Raw genomic sequence first — 19,889 nt, 5'->3', positions numbered from 1 at the left:
ACTGTTTTCAGCCGGTTCGCTGCCGCTCGCGCCCCGGGGCGACTCCCCGCGCGGCCACCGACTCACTCCTCGCGCCGCCGCCCTGCGTGGCCCGGGTAATCCCGCTCGAACCGGTCTTCGATCTCCTCGCGGTCGATGCGGATGACCGTCGGTCGGCCGTGCGGACACGCGTAGGGGTTGTCGCAGGCGTCGAGCGCCTCCAGGAGGTCGACGACGCTCCCCTCCGTGAGCGAGGTGTTCCCGGTGACCGACGGGTAACACGCGAGGTCGGCGACGAGTTCCTCGGCGGCCGCGTCGACGGTCTCTCGACCCCCGCCGTCCTCGTCGGTCACGAACCCCGTGAGCGCGTCTCGGAGCCGGTCGGGGTCGAGCGTCGCATCGAAGACGGCCGGCACGGTCCGGACCGCCACGACGCGTTCGTCGACCCGGCCGGCGTGGAAGCCGACCTGCGCGAGCGCCTCCTGGTAGCTGTCGAACAGCGCCGCCTCCCGCGCGGTGAGTTCGAGTTCCACCGGAGTGGCCAGCGCCTGCGTCGGCGTGTCACCTTCCAACTCGGCCCGCAACCGCTCGTAGTGCACCCGCTCGTCCGCGGCGTGCTGGTCAACGAGGACGAGCCCCTCCTCGCTCGCGGCGACGATGTACGTCTCGTGTAACTGCCCGAGGACCTGCAGGCGCGGCAGTCGGTCGAACTGCCTGTCCAGGTCGACGTCGTCTCCGGAGAGCGTCCGCTGCGTCGCGGGGCCGACCACCCCTCCCGCCACCGGCGACGCGGCTCGTGTCGACTCTCCGGGCCCGGTGTCGGTCTCGCCCTCCCCGGTGTCGTCGCCTCCGGTCTCGACGCGCTCCGGCTCGGACTGACTCGACGTCGACGATGTCGACACCGACCGCAGGTCGGCCTGCTCCGCCGCCTCGGTCGACTCCGCTCCGGCCCCCGCGTTCGACTCGTCGGCCTCGGCCGTCGCGTGGGCATCGCTCACCGCCTCTCGTCGGTGCCACGGTCCCGACTGCTCGTCGTTCGCGTCGGCCGGCGTGTCGTCGGCAGCGTCGCCGGCTGCTGCGGTGGTCACTTCCGCCGCCGCGCCGTCTCGGTCACTCGTCGCTGCATCCGGTCCGGAATCCTCGGTTCGTTCTGTCCCGTCTTCGCTGGACTCACGTGGCGACTCGGTCACAGACTCCTCCCGTGCATCCGAACGGCGGCCGTCGGTCCGCCCCCCGCGCCGTTCGGGCTCGCTGACCGCTGCCGAGTCGGGTGATTCCGGCCGGACCTCCGTCTCCTCCGCCTTCGACCGGCCGCGGGGGGCCGACGAGCGGACGAGTCCCGAGTCGATGAGCGCCGCCTCGACGCTGTCTCGGACCGCCGCTCGGACCTGCGCCTCGTCGTCGAAGCGCACCTCCATCTTCCGTGGGTGGACGTTCACGTCGACGGTCTCGGGGGGAACGTCGACGAACAGCACCGCGAAGGGGTAGCGGTCCGGTGCCAACTGCCCGCCGTAGGCGTCGAGGACCGCCTCTCGCAGGACCGAACTCGTCACGTACCGCCCGTTGACGAACGTCGAGAGGTACTCCCGCGTGCTCCGGGTGGTCTCGGGGTCAGAGACGAGGCCCTCGACGTCTACCCGGGCCGTCGAGTCGCCCGCCCCGGTCGTCGCGTTGTCGACCGCGGTCATCGACTCGGCGACCGCCCGTCCGTACACCGACAGTACGGCCGACTCCCTGCTCCCGCGCCCTTCGGTCGCGAACACCTCGCGGTCGTCGTGTTCGAGCGACACCGCCACGTCGGGGTTGGCGAGCGCGTACTGCGTGACGACGGTGTTGATGTGGTCGAACTCCGTCGCCTCGGTCTTCAGGAACTTGCGCCGCGCCGGGGTGTTGAAGAAGAGGTCACACACTTCGATGACGGTCCCCTCGGGACAGCCGGCCGGTCGCACCGAGTCGACCGCGCCGCCCTCGTAGACGAGTTCCGTCCCTCTGGTCCCGCCGCGCGGCTTCGAGCGGATGGTCAGCCGCGAGACGGCCCCGATGGTGTGGAGCGCCTCGCCGCGGAAGCCGAGGGTGCCGACCCCGGCTTCGAGGTCGCCGATGTCCCGTATCTTGGAGGTGGTGTGCTCCTCGACGGCCGTCCGGAGCGCCGCTTCCGTCATCCCGACGCCGTCGTCCCTGACTCGAATCTCGCGCGTCCCGTCGCCCTCGACGGCGACCGAGACGCGCGAGGCGTCGGCGTCGAGGCTGTTCTCGACGAGTTCTTTCACCACCGAAGCGGGCCGCTCGACTACCTCACCGGCCGCGATTCGCTGGACCGTCTGTGCGTCGAGTGCGCGGATGTCGTGGTCGGGTGTCGCTTCGTCGCTCACGCCGTCGTCCGCGTCGCTCACGTCTCGTCGGCCTCCCGCATCGTCTCCTCGCCGTTCGTCACCTCGCCGCGTCGACCGAACCCGGCCGCGTGGATTGCCGGCCGCTCCCACCGCGGCTCGGTGCTCGGCTCCGTCAACACCCGCCGTAGGCTCCGGTACTCGTCGACCTGCTTGAGGTTCGTCTCGGCGAGTCCCCTCACGTCCCGCCACGCGAAGCCGACGTGCTCGTCGCTGAGTTCGACCGTCTCGCCCTCGAACGCACACCGGTAGACGACGGCGAACTTGCCGCGTTTCTTCTTCCGCTTGAGCTTTCGGACCGTGGTCTCGATGGGCTCTGCGGCCGTCACCGACAGCCCCGTCTCCTCGCGCACTTCGCGCTCGAGGCTGTCGAACGCCGTCTCGCCGTACTCGACCTTCCCGCCGGGGAGCTCCCACGTCCCGTCGGGGTTCCGGAGGACGAGCGCCTCGCGCTGGTCCGCTTCGCGGAGGAGGATGCCGCGCTGGACGACCTTCGCCCACATGTTCTTGCCCATTATCGGGGCCCTCGTCGCCTGCGCCGCGCCGTCCGTCGCGTCTGGCTCATTGCGTGAACGGACGGGAGTGGCATTTATCAATCCAGTGCCTCTCGGAGTCTCGCGGCGGTCACCCCTCGTCGTCGAGCCGCTCTTGCCACTCCTGGACGCGCGCCATGAGTTCGACCGGGGAGGTCTCGTTCACGTTCGTCTCGCGGAGCGCCCGCAGGACGTCCGCCGTCGCGGGGTCCGTCCCCGGCTCCGTGGCGACCTCGGCACCCGCCACGGGCGTCGTCTCCGCGCCGCCGTTCGCCGCCGGCTCGGTCGTCTTCGACTCGGCGGTGGCCGTGAAGCTCCCGCTGCCCAGGTCGAAGACGGCCTGCACGGGCTCGGCGGACCCGCCCTTGGCCTCGATGGCCTTCTCGTCGCGGAGTCGGTCGAGCACCTCCGACGCTCGCGAAACGACGGGGGCGGGCACGCCCGCGAGGTCGGCGACGTGAATGCCGTACGAGCGGTCGGTCGCACCCTCTTCGACGGTTCGGAGGAAGGTCACGTCGCCGTCGCGCTCCTCGGCGGCGACGTGGACGTTCGCCACCCGGGGGAGGTGCTCGGCCAGCGACGTGAGTTCGTGGTAGTGGGTCGCGAACAGCGTTTTCGCCCGAATCTCGTTGTGCAGATACTCCGTGGCGGCCCACGCGATGGAGATTCCGTCGTACGTCGCCGTTCCCCGTCCCACCTCGTCGAGGATGACGAGCGACTCGTCGGTCGCCGAGTGGAGGATGTTCGATAGCTCCTGCATCTCCACCATGAACGTCGACCGGCCCTGGGCGAGTTCGTCGAGCGCGCCGACCCGGGTGAAGATGCCGTCGACGACGCCGACTTCGGCGCTTCGCGCGGGGACGAAGCTCCCGACCTGTGCGAGGAGCGTGATGAGCGCCGCCTGTCGCATGTACGTCGACTTGCCCGACATGTTCGGGCCGGTGACGATGAGGAAGCTCCGCTCCTCGTCGATGAACAGGTCGTTCGGGACGAACTCCGTCGTCGCTTCGACGACCGGGTGCCGCCCGGCCTCGATGCTGAGTGGGCCCGGCTCCGTGAGGGTCGGACGCGTCCAGTCCTGCCCGGCGGCGTGCGTCGCCAGCGAGGCCAGTACGTCCAGTTCTGCCAGCACCCGCCCGACGTCCTGCAGCAACTCGGCGGCGTCCCCGACCCGGCTCCGAAGCTCACAGAACAGGTCGTACTCCAGGTCGGCGCGGGCCTCCTCGACCCTGAGCACCGTCCGCTCTTTCTCCTCGAGTTCGTCGGTGACGAACCGCTTGGAGTTCTTCAGCGTCTTGATCTCCCGGTAGTGTTCGGGCACCGCGTCGGCCACCGACTTCCCGACCTGGATGTAGTAGCCGTCCGTCCGGTTCCGGTCGACGGTGACGTGACTGAGGCCGTGTTCGCGTTTCTCCCGGGCGGCGAGCGAGTCGAGCCACTCGCGTATCTCGGTGTGGCGTTCGATGAGGTCGTCCAGTTCGTCGTCGTATCCCCTCTGGAACAGCTCTCCTTGCCGCACCGTCTTCGGCGGGTCGTCCGCGAGCGCGGCCGTCAACTCCGCGTGGAGGTCCCGTGCGGCCTCGCGGTCGGGTCGCTCGACCACCGCGGCGAGCGGCGAGTCGACGAGCGGCGACTCCTCGATGGCCGCTGCGAGCGAGGGCACGAGCGCGAGCGTGTCTCGAATCGCGAGCAGGTCCGACGCGTCGGCTCGCCCCCCTGCCGCCCCGGAGGCCAGTCGTTCGAGGTCGTAGGCACCGTCGAGTGCGTCCCGGAGGCGTTCGCGGGCCAGGGCGTGCGCGGCGAGGGCCTCGACACAGTCCAGCCGCCGGCGGAGCTCGTCTCGGTCCCGTCGCGGCCGCGTCACCCACTCGCGCAGGAGTCGGCCGCCGGCGCTCGTCACCGTGTGGTCGATGGTGTCGACGAGCGACCCCGCCCGGTCACCGTGCATCGTCTCCGTGAGTTCGAGGTTCCGCTGTGTCGTCGCGTCGAGCGTCAGGTGGTCCGCCGGTTCGTACGTCCGCAGCCGCGTCATCGACGCCGTCACGGCGGTGTTCGTCTCCGTGACGTACGCGAGTACGGCCCCGGCCGCCCGCACCGCGACCTCGTCGTCGAGGCCGACGCTCGCTGTGACGTCGCCGAACTGCTCGCGGAGGGCGTGGCGGGCCCGCCCGGGCGCGAACGCCTCCGTCTCGAACGTGGTGAGGTTCACGTCGCTCTCGCGGACGCGCCGGAGGAACGCGTCCTCGCTCCGCACGCCGGGACCCGGGAGGAGTTCGACCGGGTCGAAGCGGTACACCTCCGAGTGCGCCGCGTCGGCACCCTCGACGCTCGTCACGAGGAACTGGCCGGTCGTGACGTCCGCGAAGGCCAGGCCGTACGTCTCGTCGTCGCGGACGACGCTCGCGAGGTACTGAGCGTCCTCGCGGGAGGGCTCCAGCAGGGTCCCGGGCGTGACCACGCGCGTCACCTCACGCGCGTGGCCGTCCGCGGTCTCGTACTGCTCCGCGACGGCGACCCGGTAGCCGCGCTCGACGAGCGCCTTCAGGTAGGGCGTGAGGTCGTCGAGCGGGACGCCCGCCATCGGGTACGACGAGCCGTGTGAGGACTTCTGTGAGACCTTCAGGTCGAGTTCCCGTCCCACCGTCTCCGCGTCGTCGGCGAAGAACTCGTAGAAGTCGCCGCACTGCATCGCCAACAGGTCCGCGTCCGTCTCCTCCTTCAGCGAGAGAAACTCTCCGACGATCCCTTGCGGCATATACAGACACGTCCGGCGCTCGGCCGCTAAAACGCTGTGGGTCGCTCTCGACCCGGACGCTCGACGGCCCCGGCGAGAGGTCCCAGACGCGGCGTCGCCGCGTGAGCGTCACCCGAACGGACAACGCTCTTGCGGGTGCGTCCCCCACCGCCGTGTATGAGCTCCGACGCGGACACCGCGGCAGCGACCATCACCGTCTACTCCGACTACGTCTGTCCGTTCTGTTACTTGGGGAGGGAGTCGCTCCGGCGGTACCAGGAGACCCGCGACGAACCGCTGGAAATCGACTGGCGACCGTTCGACCTCCGCTCGCAGAAGCGCACCTCCGACGGGAGCATCGACCACTCGGTCGACGACGGCAAGGACGACGACTACTTCGAGCAAGCGAAAGAGAACGTCCGACGACTCCAAGAGCAGTACGACGTGGAGATGACGCTCGAACTCGCCACGGACATCGACTCCCTGCCCGCCCAGACTGTCTCGTACTACCTCAAAGAGCAGTACCCCTACGAGACGTGGCTCGACTTCGACGTCGCGGTCTTCGAGGCGCTCTGGACCGAGGGGAGAGACATCGGCGACACCGAGGTGCTCGTCGAACTCGCCGAGGAGGTCGGCGTCGACGGCGAGGAGGTCCGCTCGGCGCTCTCGGACGAGCAACTCGACGCCGCGGTCCGCGAGCAGTTCACCGACGCCCAGCAGCGGGGCGTCACCGGGGTGCCGACGTTCGCGTACGACGGCTACGCCGCCCGCGGTGCGGTCCCCCCCGAACACCTCGAACGACTGGTCGACGGGGTCTGAGCCCGCCTCAGCGCGGCGTCTCCGTCCCCCACTTCTCCATCGCGACGGCGAGTTCGGGGTGGTCCGACGCGTACTCGTCGAGCGGAACCCCGGCGACCGTCGCGTCCGTCGCCTGTCGAAGCGCCTTCGCCCCGTCGTGGGTGCCGCCGGGGTGGCCGTGGATGCCGCCGCCCGCCTGGATACAGACGTTCGTCCCCACCCGCGAGACGAGTTCGGGGACGAGCCCCGGATGTAACCCACCGGAGGCCACCGGAAGCACGTCGTTCAGCCCGTGCAGGTCCGAAGAGAGCCACTCGTTGATGCCGACGGTGTCCTCGTTCGCGAGTTTCCCCAGGTCGGCGGTTCCGGTGTGAATCTGGTCGACGCCGCACAGCCGGGCGACCTGGGCCACGACGCGCATCGACACGCCGTGGTCCTCGATGCGGTCGAACGCGGCGTGCATCGCGCGGTGGGCGTGGATGGCGATGCCGTGGTTCTCACAGGCGTCGCGGACGGTCTGGACGGCCCCCCACCCGGTCGTCACCACGTCGACCATCACGTACTCACAGCCCTCCTCGGCCGCCCTGTCCACCCGTTCGAGCATCGCCGACGTCTCGTCCGTGATGTTGACGAGGTACGACTTCGTCTCACCCGTCTCCTCCTCCGCCTCGTCGCGCGCCGCCAGCGACTCCGTCAGACGGTCGTCGAAGGGGTTGAACGACTGGTCGGTGAGGTTCTCGTCGTCCTTCAGGAGGTCGATGCCGCCCAGCCACGCCTCCCGGCCGACGCGGACGTGTTCGTCCGTGGGGAGGCCGACCTTCGGCTTCGGCACCGTCGCGAGGATGGGCCGGTCGCCCGCGTCGAAGACCTCCTGTCGGACCGCGGACCCGAACTGCGGGCCGGGGAACGACCTGGCGAGTCCGGCGGGCCACGTGCAGTCGAGGAGCCTGATCCGGTCGACGGCCTTCATCCCCATGATGTTCCCCGCGATACAGGAGAGCACCTGCGGCATGTTTCCCGGGTCGAACAGTTCCGTGGGGTACGCGACCGTCACTCGGGAGCCGTCGATGGCACAGGCGGTGGCGCTCAGGTCGACGAACTCCTCGACGTTGAGTTCGGCCCACGTCCCGTTCGAACTCTCGGAGGCCACCCTGGACGCGGCGGCCTCCATGTCCATGTCGGCCGCGGGTTCGACGTGGAACTCACAGACGAGGTCGCTGTCGGACGGCTCGTACCCGAGGTCGAGGAAGTCCTCGTACGTGATTCCTGTCATGTGTTCTCGTCCAGCACGCCGAAGTAAATACCCACCGGTGGGGTTGTTTCCCTCGACTACGGTGGGCGCTCACTCCGTCGGTTCGCGCCCCAGCACGCGCTCGATGTCCGCGATGGAGTCGAGGACGTCGTCGGGTTCGACCGCTGACGCCGCGAGCGTCGCGTCGTCGGTGACGCCCGTGCGGACGAGGACGGTCGTCATCCCGGTCCGCGCACCCATCTCGATGTCGGTGTCGAGGCGGTCGCCGACGAGGAGACACCGCTCGGCGGGGACACCGAGGCGGTCGAGCGCGAACCGGGCGGCGACCTCGGAGGGCTTGCCCGCGACGACGTCGGGTTCGCGGCCGGTCATGCCCTCGACGGCCCCGATGACGAGTCCCGCGCTGGGGAGGATGCCGTCCGTGCCGGGCTTGGTGCGGTCGGGGTTCGTCGCGACGATTGGCGTCTCGGGTGTGATGGCTCGCAGAGTCCGAACGAAGAGGTCGTGGTCGAGGCCCGTGTCGAGCGAGAGGACGACCACCTCCGTCTCGTCGGGGTCGTCGGTGACGGCGAGGCCCGCGTCGGTGAGCACGTCGTCGAGGTCCGGTTCGCCGACGACGAAGACGCGCTCGTCCCCGTATTCGCGGACGAGGTAGTCGGCAGTGACGACGCCCGCGGTGACGATGTTCTCCGGGGCGGCCTCGATACCCATCCCCGCCAGCTTCTCGACGTAGTTCTCGGGCGACCGCGTCGGGTTGTTGGTGAGGAACTGGACCTCGACACCGGCCTCGCGGAGGGTGTCGATCGCTTCCGCCGCCCCGTCGATGGGTGTGTCACCGCGATACAGCGTCCCGTCCATGTCGACGAGCGCACCCGCGAATCTCGACTCCATGCCGCGGGGTATGGGTCCGGGACCATTACGTGTGGGGGCTCCGCCGCCGACCGCGGGGACCGCCCCGCCCGACACACACTCGGCCGTGCGGGGGCGAAGCGTGCGCGGGAGAATCCGCGTTCAGTGACGCGGTGCCAGCGGTTCGTCGCCGTCGTCACCACTCTCGCCGTCGCCGCCGCGTTCGCCGTTCGTGCGCTCCTCGTCGGCGTTCTCGTCGGGGCCGGTCACGCCATCGTGTTCGCGGCCGCGGCTGGGCTCGAGACGGACGCCGTGAGCGCCCTCGCGCTCGGCGGCGCTGGGCGAGACACGGACGAACTCGGCGTTCGCGCGCGCCTCCGCGAGCGTGTGCCCGCCACAGTACGACACCCCGGAACGGACGCCCCAGAGGAACTCGGTCGTCTTCGGCTCGAGCGGGCCCGTGTAGGGGGTCAGGCCCTCGACGCCCTCGTCGGCGCCGGGGCTGTTGTCCGCCTTGTCGCTGCGAGCCTCGTTCGCGGCCGTCGTCGACATGCCGCGCGTCCGCTTGAACCGCTGGCCGTCGACCGTGACGACCGCACCGGGCGCCTCGTCGGTGCCAGCGAAGAAACTCCCTAGCATGACGGTGTCGGCTCCGGCCATGAGCGCCTTCACCGCGTCGCCCGAGGTGCGGATACCGCCGTCGGCGACGATGCAGACGTCGAGGTCCGCGGCGGCCTCGGCACAGTCGTCGACCGCCGTCAACTGGGGCATCCCGGCCCCCGTCACTTTCCGCGTGGTGCAGTGTGACCCCGGGCCGACACCGACTTTCACCGCGTCCGCGCCCGCGGCGGCGAGGTCCGTGACGCCCGCGGCCGTGACGACGTTGCCGGCGACGATGTCGACGTCGAACGTCCCGTCGAGTTCCGCGACGGCGTCGAGACAGCGCTCCATATGTCCGTGGGCGACGTCGACGACGACACAGTCGGCACCGGCGTCGACCACCGCCGTCGTGCGTGCGTGATAATCCTCGTCGATACCGACTGCCGCGCCGACCTGTGCGCCCGCCTCGCTGGCCCGACGCACTGCGTCGGCCTGCTCGTCGATGTCGAGGAAGCGGTGGACGACACCGAGTCCGCCGACGGCGTCGAGGGCGACCGCCGTCGCCGTCTCGGTGACGGTGTCCATCGGTGCCGAGAGCACCGGCGCGTCGAGTTCGATGTTCGGAGTGAGGTTCGTCGTCAGGTCGACGTCGCTTCGGCTGTCGACCGGTGACCGCTTCGGGACGACGAGCACGTCGCCGTACGAGAGTCCCTCTCTGACTTCCATTTGTGACCTCGACAGACCAGGAGACTCGGAAGTATATATCTATTGGAACCACGTCGGACCTCCGCACTGCTGCCACCCGGCAGAGCGGTCCGTGTCGGCGCTCACGAGGCCACCGAACCCGGCCCATCAGATTTCAATTTTGAAAACCAGCGGCGAGGACTTATGCGCCTCTTCGCGATGAGCCACTGTATGTTCGATGTACTGCGGGAGTGGGCCGTGTCTCTGTGGGGGGGCGCTCCCGAAGCCGAACCCGACGGCGGGATACAGATGGACGAGCAGGGGACGCTCGCCGCGAGCGCACGGGGGTTCGACCTCGCACAGCTGCTCGATGGCGTCGGCGCGCCGCTGTTCGCCCTCGACGCGGACGGACGCGTCGTCGTCTGGAACTCGTCGGTCGAAGCGCTGACCGGCGTCTCTGCCGAGCAGGCCATCGGAATCGAGCACGTCAGCGAGGCGTTCTACCCCGACGGCCGCCGGGCGAAGACGCTCGCGGACAAGGTCCTCGACCACCCCGAGGACGCCGACCGCGAGTTCGGCCTCGACCGGATGGCGTCGGACACCCGCCTCTACACCGACTCCAGCGTCATGACCGACCGCCACGGCGTCGACCGGCACATCAGCTTCAACGCGATGCCGCTGTACGACGGGGACGAACTGGCCGGCGTGGTCGAGGTGGTCCACGACCGCACCGACGAGGTCGAAACGAGCCGACAGACACAGGCGCTCGTCGACGAACTCGGGCGGACGATTCGCTCCGTCGGCGACGGAAACCTCGCCGACCGCGCGTCGTTCGTCGACGAGCGCGGCGTCCTCTCGGACGACCTGCTGGTGGTCCTCGAGGAGTTCAACGAGATGGCCGCCCGGTTCGAGACCCTCACTGCCGAGGTCGACGAGACGGCGCACACGCTGGGGGACGCCATCCACCGCGCGGCCGACGCCGCGGGCGAGATCGAGTCGCAGGTCCACGACCAGAACGACCTCCTCGGGCGGGGTGCCGAGGAGATGCAGGACCTCTCGGCGTCGATGGAAGAGATCGCCGCCACCTCCGACGAGGTCGCCTCGGCGGCCGAACAGGTGCGGACCGCAGCCGAGGACGGCCAGCAAGCCGGTGAGGGCGTCCGCGTGGCTACCGACAACGTCATCGGCATCTCCGACGACCTCCTCACGAGCGTCACCGAACTGCAAAACCGGATGGGGGCCATCGAGGAGGTCGTCGAGGTCATCGCCGAGGTCGCAGACCGGACCAACCTGCTCGCGCTGAACGCCAACATCGAGGCTGCCCGCGCGGGCAAGGCCGGTGACGGCTTCTCGGTCGTTGCCGACGAGGTCAAACAGCTGGCGAACCAGACCCACGAGCACACCGAGGAGATCGCGACGAGCATCGAAGAACTGCAGGCGCAGGCCGACGAGACCGTCGACGCGAGCGAGGCCTCACACGAACAGGTCGAGGTCGCCTCCGGCGAGATCGAGGACGTCCTCGACTCCCTGGAGGACATCGTCGAGGCGGCTGACGCCGCGGCGAACGGCGTCCAGGAGGTCGCCCGCGCGACCGACGGCCAGGCGACGAACATCGAAGAGGTGACCACGACCATCCAGACCGTCCGCGAACGCGCACAGGAGACCGAGGCCGCGAGCAGCGACATCACGGACGCGACGGGCCACCAGTCCGTCGCCATCGACGACCTCCAGGAGAAGGTCGACCAGCTCTGTGGGCGGGCCGACTCGGCGGCCGACGTCGGCGACGGCGACGGCACCCAGATGGCCCGCTCGGACGGCGGTCGTCGCCGCGCGTCCCGGTCGGGGTTCGACTTCGACCGCTGAGCGCTTCACCCCGCATCGACCGCTCCGCCCTTCTCTCGGCGTTCCCGCTCAGTGACTCACGGTACAGCCGCCGGTGTACTCGACCTCCGCGATGCTCTCGATGGGGTCGTCGCCACAGACGGGGCAGTCGGGGTTCTGTTGGTAGGGGACCGTCTCGAACGTCATGTCCATCGCGTCGTAGAAGAGGAGCCGCCCGTCGAGGGTCTCGCCCGCGTCGAGGGCGAGCTTCACCGCCTCGGTGGCCTGGATACAGCCGACCGTCCCCGGGAGCACGCCCAGCACACCCGTCGTCGCACAGTCGGGCACCGTCCCCGGCTCAGGTGCCTCGGGGAACAGACACCGGTAGCAGGGACCGCCCGGATGGATGGTCGTCGCCTGTCCCTCGAACTTGTAGATGGCACCGTGGGCGAGGGGCGTCTCCGTGAGCTGACAGTAGTCGTTCAGGAGATACCGCGTCGGGAAGTTGTCCGAGGCGTCGACGACGATGTCGTAGTCGTCGACGACGTCCACCGTCCGACTGTCGAGACGCGTCTCGTACGCGTCCACGTCGACGTCGGGGTTGAGCCGCCCAACGAACGCCCGCGCGCTCTCGACCTTCGGGACGCCCACGTCGGCGTCGGCGTGGATGACCTGTCGCTGGAGGTTCGACCGCTCGACCACGTCGTCGTCGACGACGCCGATGCGGCCGACGCCCGCCGCGGCGAGGTACTGGATGACCGGGGCACCGAGCCCGCCGGCACCGACGACGAGGACGCTCCCGTCGAGGAGTCGCTTCTGCCCCTCCGGGCCGACCTCGTCCATGATGATATGCCGCGAGTACCGGTCGAGCTGCGTCGCATCGAGAGAGAGGCTCATACCTCTGGATTCGCGGTGCGCGCGTATAAGTCTCCGTCACTCCCCTCAGAACAGCGCCGTGGCGACGAGCGCCCGCAGCAGGCTCGCGACAGCGTGGGCCACGACGGCGGCCGCGAGGTCGTACCGCCAGTACAGGATGCCGAACACGACGCCACCCACGAACGGGCCGACGGCCGCGGCGGCGACCGTGGGAGACTGGATGCCACCGGCTGCGACGGCGACGGCGACCGCGACAGCGGAGCTGAGGGTCGCCGCGACCAGGACGCCCGCCCACACGCTCGGTCGCGTCACCCCGCCGTCCGTCGCCGGCCGCGACGTCCACGCGACCCAGACGACGACCGTCACCACGCCGAACCGAAGCACGAGTTCGGTGACGACGGCGCTGGCGACGCTCGCGAGGAGTGCGAGCGAGCCGCCGTCGACCCACCGGTCGAGGAGGGCCGGGTCACCGCCGAGTGCGACGCCACTCGCGTGGAGTCCGAGTGTGACGAGGGCGACGCCGACGCCGACCACCACGGGGAGTCGATACGCGCGGACGCCGTCGCCGGGGAGGCGCTCTGGCGCGAGCGTCCGCAACCCGATGTCGCGAGCGAGCGCGGCACCAGCCACCGTCGCGAGTCCGACGCTGCCGACGCCGAGGGCGATGATGACGGCGACGGCGAGCCACCGTGGGATGTCGGCCAGCGGTTCCAGCGCTGTGACGAACGGAATCGTCCCGAGCACGGCCAACACCCCGATGGCGAACGGCGGACCGACCCGCTGGGGGCTGACGAGCCGTGTCTCCGGTGGCATGTGCGTGTCCAGGTCGTGGCCGGTAAAGAAGGCACATACTCGCAGCCGTCACGCTCGCTCGGCGGGGCGGAGCCGTGACTACGCGGACGAGAAACGGGGGAGAAGACGGCGCGGATTACTTGCCGCGGCGGCGGCTCGCACCTTGGCTCGGACGGACGTGTTCGGTCCCCTTGCCACGGTTGTTGAGCCCGCGGTTCGACTTGCCGGCGTTGGTCAGTCCGCGGAACGCGCGACCGGTGTGGTTGTCGTCACAGATCCAGTTGAGCTCGGAGTCGTTCTGGATGGCGGGGTGCTCGGGGTCCACGAGGATGATCTCGTGCCACTTCTGCGAGCCGTCTTCGCCGACCCAGTAGGAGTTGAGCACGCGCATGTTGGGGTGCTTGCGTGCGGCGCGCTCCTCGGAGATGCGCTGGATGTTCTTGCGACGACCGATGCGGTTGACACCCTGGCGCTTCGAGCGGCGACCGGCCTTGTGCCGCTGCTTGCGGGCGTTCCCCTTGCGGACGGCGACGCGGACGACGGTGATGCCCTGCTTGGCCTTGTAGCCGAGTTCGCGTGCCTTGTCGAGTCGGGTGGGTCGGTCGATACGGACGATCGCACCCTGGTCGCGCCATTCTTGCTTTCGCTGCCACTGGAGTTCGGCGAGTTTCCCCTCCTTGGGGTTCCGCCAGGCCTCCTTGATGTGTGAGTAGAAGCTTCGTGCCATATGTTTCACCGCGGGCGCTTGCGATTCAACGTCGGCGGCGAGGCCGCCTCCCGGAGACGTCACGTCTCCCGCGTCACATTTCGTCCCGTACCCCTCGTCGGGTTCACGGGTGCCCACTGGCGTGCCCGCAGGCCAGCGAGTTACCCGTACTTTCCCAGTGACGGTGTTAAGAACTTCGAAACGACCGCTCTCCTGCATGGGAGCGAGGCGGACGCGTGGGTCCGACGAACCGGTGGAGGGCCGACGTCTCAGCGGGTCTGCTCGGCGCGAGTCGAGCGGGTGGCGTCTCAGGTGACTGCGTCGAGCCACGTAGCGACAGAGGACCCATCGCTTGTGAGTGCGACTAGTTCGTCGTTCGGACAGGAGACGAGCGTCGTCCCTTCGAGCTTCGGCAACACCAGGTGGTGGAGGTGCACCGCAGCCTCGCGTGGGTCGTCCTGCGTGCCGTGAGCGAGCTCCGCCGTCAGCGACTCCCGTGTCAGCCGGTCGTCCTCCCGATAGAGTGCGCTGAGGACGCAACGACGACGCCTGTCGGAGAGAACACTGAACAGTTCATCAGCGGTGAGGTCGACCTCGGCCGTCGGGAGCTGTGTCCGGTTCGAACCGGACGTGGAGGACATGATGCGTTGTCACCTGTCCGTTCCTTGCCCGCGGACGTGAATGAGTCGATGGGCAAACTGATTAGCCTTACTGGCCGCGGTACAACGCGTCGAGGACTCGTCGCTCCGCGACGCGGAGGTGTTTGTGGAACGTGGGCGGGGAGATGTCCATCGTCTCCGACAGTGCCCCGCCGTCTGTCGTCCGCGGCCACTCGAAGTAGCCGCCGAAGTACGCGAGTTCGAGCGCGGCGCGCTGCCGTTCGGTGAGGCTGTCGTCGACGAGCGACCGGAACTCGGCCGTGGTTCGCTCGTCGCGGTGGGTCGTCCGTTGTGCCCGCAGGTCGAGGTCGGGGTACGTCTCGGTGACGGTCTCGACGGCGTCGCGGACGTTCGCCAGCGGCACGTCGACTGCCAGCGACAACACGCCGTCGTCGACGCTGAACGACCGCACCCGGCCGTCGAACCGTCGGAACTGCGTCACAACCGACTCGTCGGTGGTGAGGAGTTTGACCCGGCACCCGGCCTCGCCGCGGTCGACCACTTCGGCGTCGTCGACGGTCTCGAACGCCTCCGCAGCCGCGACGAACTCCGACGACGCGATGCCGTCGACGCTGCAGTGGACGACGTAGCTGCCGTCACCGACGGGGACGATTCTGTCGACGATGTACTCGAACGAGGCGTCCGCCCCTGCGACAGCGGTGAACGGCTCGGCGAGGACCGTCGAGTCGAAGTCGAGCCTGGCGACACTGTCGTTCACGAGGACGTCCTTGCGCTCGACGGCGCTGATTGCGAGGCCGACCGCCGAGCCGAGCTCCGTCAGCAGGGCGTGTTCGTACTCGGTGACCCCGTTCGGGCGGTCGGCCCGGAGCACGAGCGCACCGAACGCCCGGTCGTCGTACGTCAGCGCCACCGCGACCGTCCCCTCGTCTGTCGCCACCTCGTCCGTGCCGTCGGTCACACGTTCGACGAGCGGCGGCACGCCCTCCCGCCAGCCGTCCGTCGACCACGCTCGGTCGGTCCCCGTCGTTACCGCCTCGGAGGACCAGTCTCGCGGACCGACCGCGGCCTCGTCGTACAGTTCGCCCGCGACGAGCCGTTCGCACACCGCCTGTTCGATGCCCTCGCGCGTCTCCGCACGGATGATTCCGCGGAGGGCGTCGAAGACGCCGAGTGCGAGACGATTGAGCCGTTCGAGCCGGTCGCGCTGGTCCTGTAGCGCCGCCTCGTACTGCTTGCGCTCGGTGATGTCGCGGACGACGCCGATCCGCTCGTAGCCGTCGGCCGTCTCCAGGACCGAGAACGTCGCTTCCGCCGGGAACGTCTCGCCGTCGCCGTCGGCGAGTTCCGCCTCCAGGGTGGCCTGTTCGCGCGCCCCGCTCACGAGTGCCGTCTCGAGTTCCTTCGCCGCCGCCTGGACGCGCTCGTCGACGAGCCGGGAGACGTGTGACCCGAGGAGTTCCGAACGGGGTACTCCCGTCATCTCGACGTACGCTTCGTTCACGAGCGTGAACTCCCCCGCGGGGTCCACGGCGTACACCCCGTCGCTGAGCGTCTCGAAGATGGTCTCGTACCGCTCCAGTTCGCGCTCGCGCTCGCGACGGTCGACGGCACTCGCGACCAGCGTCGCGACACTGCGAACGAAGTCCGCGTCCTGCTCGGTGAACTCCCGGACGGCCGTGTCGTGCACCCCGATGATCCCCCACGGGTCGTCGACGGAGCCGATGATGACGCTGACTCCGCTCTCGACGCCGTGGTCCGTGAGCAGGTCCGGCCCGGAGAAGCGCGTCTCCGCCGACAGTTGCTCGACGCGGACGGGTTCGCGCCGCTGGAGGGTGTACCCCGCCTGCGAGTTCGTGTTCGCGGGAACGGTGGCGCTCCCGACGACGCCCTGGTCCCAGCCGACGCCCGCGCGGAGGTCGAGCCGCTCGCCTTCGGGGTCGAGTTCGAGCACCTTACAGCACGTCGCGTCGAGCGTGTCCCGCACCGTCTCGCACACGTGGTCGATGAACCGGTCCACGTCGCCGGTCGCCAGCGCTTGCTGTCCGAGGTCCGAGATGACCTGCTGCTGGCGAATCCGGTCGCGGAGCTCTCGCTCTCGGTGTACCCGTTCGGTCACGTCGTGGAAGTAGACGGACAGCCCCGTCTGTGAGGGGTACGCCTTCACCGCGAAGACGGCATCGAGCGGCGGATAGTACTCCTCGAACGACACCGGCTCCTGGTGTGCCATCGCCCGGTGGTACTCGTCGTGGAACACCGACCCGACGGCCTCGGGAAACGCCTCCCAGATGTTCCGGCCCACCAGTTCCGCTTCGGTCCGGCCGAGCAGTCGTTCGGCCTGCTCGTTGAGGTACGTGAGCTCCCAGGCGCTGTCGAGACCGAACACCGCGTCGGTGATGCGGTCGAACACGTCCTCGGAGAGCCACCAGACACGCGCCCGCGCGCCGACCTTCTTCGTCTCGACGCTGCTTCCCTCGGCCAGTCGCGAGAGGTGTTTGTGGGCGGTCCGTCGGACACAGCCGACGGCCTCGGCGACCTCGCTCGCCGTCATCGGCTCTCCCGGCCGCGTCCGGAGGTGTCGATACACCGCCTCACCAACGTCGCGGTCCATACGACCCGGTGGGTGACTACCCACGTAAGTGTTCCCTCAACGGAACACTACTCACCGCGGCGCTTATTCACTTCCGAAGTGTACGTGAGAGAATGACTGACGAGCCGGAAGACGCTTCCGGACGACACGAGGGGCTCAAACCGCACCAGCGACTCGTCGACGGCCGCGGAATCTACGACGAACGAAACCGCGTCAACGACCTCACCGGCCGCGAGTGGAAGTTCGCCACCAAGTCGGTCATCACCGAACCGTACCCGCCCGACCTCCAGCACGACCTGCGGAGCGAACACGGCGGCCAGAAACCGCCGCGGCTCTGTCTGGACCTCGTCGAACGGTTCAGCAAGGCCGGCGACTGCGTCCTCGACCCCTTCGCCGGCGTCGGCGGGACGCTGCTCGGAGCGAGCCTCGCCGAGCACGAGGGCACCGGTCTCAGGCACGCCGTCGGCTTCGAACGAACGAGACGGTGGGTCGACCTCTATCACACCGTCCTCGACAGGGAGAACCGCGAGCGCACGGCGCGCGGACGAGCGCCGTTGTCGACACAGGACATGCGCCACGGCGACTGTGCGCGACTCGTCCGCGACCTCGAGACCGACAGCGTCGACCTCCTCCTCACCGACGTCCCGTACTGGTCGATGGACGCCGTCTCACAGACGCGGAACCCACGCCGGACGCGGGCGAGTAAACTCGGCCGGTTCGACGCGGCTGGTCGCGGCGACGGCTTCGAGTCGAAAGACGCGTGGCTCTCCGACATGACTTCGAAATTCGAACTTTTCACTCGTGTGCTCAAGCCGGGGGCGTACGTCCTCGTGTTCATCGGAGACATGTACCGGGATTCGTCGTTTCACTTCCTCTCGGCCGACCTCGCGTCGAGCCTCGAATCGACCGGCCTCGTGTTGAAGGCCGACCTCATCTGGTACGACCCGACGAAATCGCTGCACGTCTACGGCTACCCCTTCGCGTTCGTCCCGTCGATGGTCCACCAGCACGTCCTCGTCCTCCGCGTGGAGTCGTGAGCGCTGCTGTGACGGTCGTGGGTCGTCACTCCCGGTAGTCGAGGTCGGCCAGGTTCTCCGCGAGCACGTTCGCGGAGGCTTCGAGCGCCTCCTGCTCCGCCTCGGGGAGGTCGTGCTCGACGACGTTCCTGATGCCGTCACGATTGACGACACACGGGACGCTCGCGTAGACGTCTTCGATGCCGTACTCGCCTTCTAAGTGCGTCGACACGGTGAGGATGGAGTTCTCGTCGCGGAGGATGGTCTCGACGATTTCGGTGGTCGCCAGCGCGATGGCGTAGTTCGTCGCCCCTTTGCGCTCGATAATCTCGTAGGCCGCCTCTCTCACCTCCTCTCCGATCGCCTCCCTGTCCGTCGCCGAGAGTCCGCCGCAGTGCGACTCGGCGTACGTCTCGTACGGCACGCCCGCGACGTTCGTCGAACTCCACAACAGCACCTCGCTGTCGCCGTGCTCCCCCACGACGTAGCCGTGGACGTTCTTCGGGTCGACGTCGCACTCCCGGCTCAGGACGTGCCTGAACCGCGAGGTGTCGAGGACGGTCCCCGACCCGATGACCCGCGCTGCGGGGAGGTCCGACACCGCCCACGAGACGTACGAGAGCACGTCGACCGGGTTGGTGACCACGAGCAGGATGCTGTCGTCGGCGAGTCCCTCGGTGATCTGGGGAATCATCTCCTCGAAGATTCCCGCGTTGCGCTCGAGGAGGTCGAGGCGTGACTCGCCGGGACGCTGGTTCGTCCCCGCCGTCACGACCACGACGTCGGCGTCCCAGCAGTCCTCGTACCCGCCCGTCGAGATGTCGACGGGCGGGGTGAAGTACGCCCCGTGACTGAGGTCCATCCGCTCGCCCTCTGCTTTCTCCTCGTCGATGTCCACGAGCACGAGTTCGCTCGTGACCCCGCTGCTCATCAGCGAGAAGGCCGTGGCGGCACCGACGCTACCGACGCCGACGACGGCGACCTTCCCGCGCGTTCTCCGGCGCTCCATGAATTTTACTCGCGACCGGGTGAAGATATAGTTTGGGCCGCGTCTCATCCCGTGGGAGGCGACGCCGGTGGTCGATGAGTTCCAGGGGGTGTCGGTCCGGCTGACGAACGCGGGTTCCGACTACATCTGGAGGTCGTGTTCCTCACAGAGTCTCGGGACGCTCTCGAGGTCGGCTTCGAAGCCGTAACGCTCACCGATCCGCAGGAACTCCGCGACTGCTTCTCGGTCCGAGGGGTCGAGCGGGGTGAGCGGAGCGACCTCCTCGAAGAACTCCGAGAACTCGCCTGGCGCGATGATTTCGAGGAACCGGAGCGGGTCGTCGCCCGCGTTCCAGAACGTGTGCCAGACGTTCCGACCCTTGACGACCGGTTCGCCCGCCGAGACGGTCGAGAGCGTGTCGTCCGCGAGCACCGTCATCTCCCCGTCCAGCACGTACGATATCTCGTCCTCGCGGCTGTGGCGGTGTAGCGGTGCCGCCAGCGTGTGTGGCGGGAGCGTGTGTTCGACCACGGCGACGTTCGCCTCGTTCTCCGTCGGGGCAACGTCGAGTCGTGCACCGAGCTTGCCGAGGGTCACGTCGTAGTGGTCTGTTACAAGCGACATGTTCGGACGGCTCTACGTCGCGTTTTCGATTAAATATTCG

The 19,889-nt window shown here is 68.9% G+C and carries 16 protein-coding genes; 3 read left to right on the top strand and 13 right to left on the bottom strand.

The window, feature by feature from the left end; translation table 11 throughout:
• Window positions 1-62: 62 nt before the first annotated feature.
• The 3 genes from mutL to mutS form a co-directional block, all read right to left on the bottom strand.
• Window positions 63-2,372: a DNA mismatch repair endonuclease MutL gene (gene mutL / locus E6N53_RS13355; RefSeq protein ID WP_236642364.1), complete on the bottom strand. Its 2,310-nt coding sequence runs from the start codon at window positions 2,370-2,372 to the stop codon at window positions 63-65.
• Window positions 2,369-2,884 (bottom strand): NUDIX domain-containing protein, encoded by a 516-nt coding sequence (locus E6N53_RS13350; protein WP_142860021.1) that lies wholly within the window; start codon window positions 2,882-2,884, stop codon window positions 2,369-2,371. The genes mutL and E6N53_RS13350 overlap by 4 nt, the downstream gene beginning before the upstream one ends.
• A 109-nt stretch (window positions 2,885-2,993) precedes the next feature.
• Entirely contained in the window at window positions 2,994-5,657 is a 2,664-nt protein-coding gene (gene mutS / locus E6N53_RS13345) for a DNA mismatch repair protein MutS (protein WP_142860019.1), read from the bottom strand.
• A 156-nt stretch (window positions 5,658-5,813) separates the two neighbouring features.
• Between mutS and E6N53_RS13340 the strand changes: the two genes are divergently transcribed.
• Entirely contained in the window at window positions 5,814-6,455 is a 642-nt protein-coding gene (locus E6N53_RS13340; protein WP_142860017.1) for a DsbA family oxidoreductase, read from the top strand.
• 7 nt (window positions 6,456-6,462) lie between these two features.
• On the opposite strand, the gene rbcL is transcribed toward E6N53_RS13340, so the two are convergent.
• The 3 genes from rbcL to E6N53_RS13325 all read right to left on the bottom strand — a co-directional run bounded on the left by rbcL (window position 6,463) and on the right by E6N53_RS13325 (window position 9,861).
• A complete protein-coding gene (gene rbcL / locus E6N53_RS13335; RefSeq protein ID WP_142860015.1) occupies window positions 6,463-7,707 on the bottom strand; it encodes a type III ribulose-bisphosphate carboxylase in 1,245 nt (414 codons plus the stop codon).
• A gap of 69 nt (window positions 7,708-7,776) precedes the next feature.
• Entirely contained in the window at window positions 7,777-8,577 is an 801-nt protein-coding gene (locus E6N53_RS13330; protein ID WP_142860013.1) for an HAD-IIA family hydrolase, read from the bottom strand.
• A gap of 120 nt (window positions 8,578-8,697) precedes the next feature.
• Entirely contained in the window at window positions 8,698-9,861 is a 1,164-nt protein-coding gene (locus E6N53_RS13325; RefSeq protein ID WP_142860011.1) for a guanosine monophosphate reductase, read from the bottom strand.
• Between the two features lie 189 nt (window positions 9,862-10,050).
• Here E6N53_RS13325 and E6N53_RS13320 point away from each other — a divergent pair, with 189 nt between their 5' ends.
• Window positions 10,051-11,682, top strand: coding sequence for a methyl-accepting chemotaxis protein (locus tag E6N53_RS13320; protein ID WP_394344758.1), 1,632 nt, complete (start codon window positions 10,051-10,053; stop codon window positions 11,680-11,682).
• Between the two features lie 48 nt (window positions 11,683-11,730).
• On the opposite strand, the gene ubaA is transcribed toward E6N53_RS13320, so the two are convergent.
• From ubaA to E6N53_RS13295, 5 genes are all read right to left on the bottom strand, one after another.
• Window positions 11,731-12,537, bottom strand: a complete 807-nt coding sequence (ubaA, locus tag E6N53_RS13315) for an SAMP-activating enzyme E1 (protein WP_142860009.1) — start codon at window positions 12,535-12,537, stop codon at window positions 11,731-11,733.
• Between the two features lie 45 nt (window positions 12,538-12,582).
• Window positions 12,583-13,329 carry a CPBP family intramembrane metalloprotease gene (locus tag E6N53_RS13310; RefSeq protein ID WP_142860007.1) on the bottom strand — a complete coding sequence of 249 codons (747 nt, stop codon included), beginning with the start codon at window positions 13,327-13,329 and terminating at the stop codon, window positions 12,583-12,585.
• Between the two features lie 115 nt (window positions 13,330-13,444).
• The gene (locus E6N53_RS13305; protein ID WP_142860005.1) at window positions 13,445-14,035 is read right to left on the bottom strand and encodes a 50S ribosomal protein L15e; all 591 of its coding nucleotides are present in this window, start codon (window positions 14,033-14,035) and stop codon (window positions 13,445-13,447) included.
• Window positions 14,036-14,322: 287 nt separating this feature from the next.
• Window positions 14,323-14,655 (bottom strand): hypothetical protein, encoded by a 333-nt coding sequence (locus tag E6N53_RS13300; RefSeq protein ID WP_142860003.1) that lies wholly within the window; start codon window positions 14,653-14,655, stop codon window positions 14,323-14,325.
• A gap of 67 nt (window positions 14,656-14,722) precedes the next feature.
• Entirely contained in the window at window positions 14,723-17,242 is a 2,520-nt protein-coding gene (locus E6N53_RS13295; RefSeq protein WP_142860001.1) for a PAS domain S-box protein, read from the bottom strand.
• 92 nt (window positions 17,243-17,334) lie between these two features.
• Here E6N53_RS13295 and E6N53_RS13290 point away from each other — a divergent pair, with 92 nt between their 5' ends.
• Complete coding sequence (locus tag E6N53_RS13290; protein WP_142859998.1) at window positions 17,335-18,258, top strand: DNA methyltransferase; 924 nt, start codon at window positions 17,335-17,337, stop codon at window positions 18,256-18,258.
• A 25-nt stretch (window positions 18,259-18,283) separates the two neighbouring features.
• On the opposite strand, the gene E6N53_RS13285 is transcribed toward E6N53_RS13290, so the two are convergent.
• Complete coding sequence (locus E6N53_RS13285) at window positions 18,284-19,246, bottom strand: L-lactate dehydrogenase (protein WP_136603030.1); 963 nt, start codon at window positions 19,244-19,246, stop codon at window positions 18,284-18,286.
• A 120-nt stretch (window positions 19,247-19,366) separates the two neighbouring features.
• The gene (locus E6N53_RS13280; protein ID WP_142859996.1) at window positions 19,367-19,849 is read right to left on the bottom strand and encodes a cupin domain-containing protein; all 483 of its coding nucleotides are present in this window, start codon (window positions 19,847-19,849) and stop codon (window positions 19,367-19,369) included.
• Window positions 19,850-19,889 lie beyond the last annotated feature (40 nt).

Source organism: Salinigranum halophilum (genome assembly GCF_007004735.1).
Lineage (GTDB): Archaea > Halobacteriota > Halobacteria > Halobacteriales > Haloferacaceae > Salinigranum > Salinigranum halophilum.
Note: the sequence above shows the minus strand (reverse complement) of the source record. Positions and strands in the feature narration are given on the sequence as shown.

What these genes read in the sequence shown, in the direction of transcription:
- rbcL (WP_142860015.1), bottom strand. Translation starts at nt 7,707, where the DNA reads ATGACAGGAATCACGTACGAGGACTTCCTCGACCTCGGGTACGAGCCG.
- E6N53_RS13285 (WP_136603030.1), bottom strand. Translation starts at nt 19,246, where the DNA reads ATGGAGCGCCGGAGAACGCGCGGGAAGGTCGCCGTCGTCGGCGTCGGT.
- ubaA (WP_142860009.1), bottom strand. Translation starts at nt 12,537, where the DNA reads ATGAGCCTCTCTCTCGATGCGACGCAGCTCGACCGGTACTCGCGGCAT.
- E6N53_RS13325 (WP_142860011.1), bottom strand. Translation starts at nt 9,861, where the DNA reads ATGGAAGTCAGAGAGGGACTCTCGTACGGCGACGTGCTCGTCGTCCCG.
- E6N53_RS13340 (WP_142860017.1), top strand. Translation starts at nt 5,814, where the DNA reads ATGAGCTCCGACGCGGACACCGCGGCAGCGACCATCACCGTCTACTCC.
- E6N53_RS13305 (WP_142860005.1), bottom strand. Translation starts at nt 14,035, where the DNA reads ATGGCACGAAGCTTCTACTCACACATCAAGGAGGCCTGGCGGAACCCC.
- mutS (WP_142860019.1), bottom strand. Translation starts at nt 5,657, where the DNA reads ATGCCGCAAGGGATCGTCGGAGAGTTTCTCTCGCTGAAGGAGGAGACG.
- E6N53_RS13290 (WP_142859998.1), top strand. Translation starts at nt 17,335, where the DNA reads ATGACTGACGAGCCGGAAGACGCTTCCGGACGACACGAGGGGCTCAAA.
- E6N53_RS13320 (WP_394344758.1), top strand. Translation starts at nt 10,051, where the DNA reads ATGTTCGATGTACTGCGGGAGTGGGCCGTGTCTCTGTGGGGGGGCGCT.
- E6N53_RS13280 (WP_142859996.1), bottom strand. Translation starts at nt 19,849, where the DNA reads ATGTCGCTTGTAACAGACCACTACGACGTGACCCTCGGCAAGCTCGGT.
- E6N53_RS13295 (WP_142860001.1), bottom strand. Translation starts at nt 17,242, where the DNA reads ATGGACCGCGACGTTGGTGAGGCGGTGTATCGACACCTCCGGACGCGG.
- E6N53_RS13330 (WP_142860013.1), bottom strand. Translation starts at nt 8,577, where the DNA reads ATGGAGTCGAGATTCGCGGGTGCGCTCGTCGACATGGACGGGACGCTG.
- E6N53_RS13310 (WP_142860007.1), bottom strand. Translation starts at nt 13,329, where the DNA reads ATGCCACCGGAGACACGGCTCGTCAGCCCCCAGCGGGTCGGTCCGCCG.
- E6N53_RS13300 (WP_142860003.1), bottom strand. Translation starts at nt 14,655, where the DNA reads ATGTCCTCCACGTCCGGTTCGAACCGGACACAGCTCCCGACGGCCGAG.
- E6N53_RS13350 (WP_142860021.1), bottom strand. Translation starts at nt 2,884, where the DNA reads ATGGGCAAGAACATGTGGGCGAAGGTCGTCCAGCGCGGCATCCTCCTC.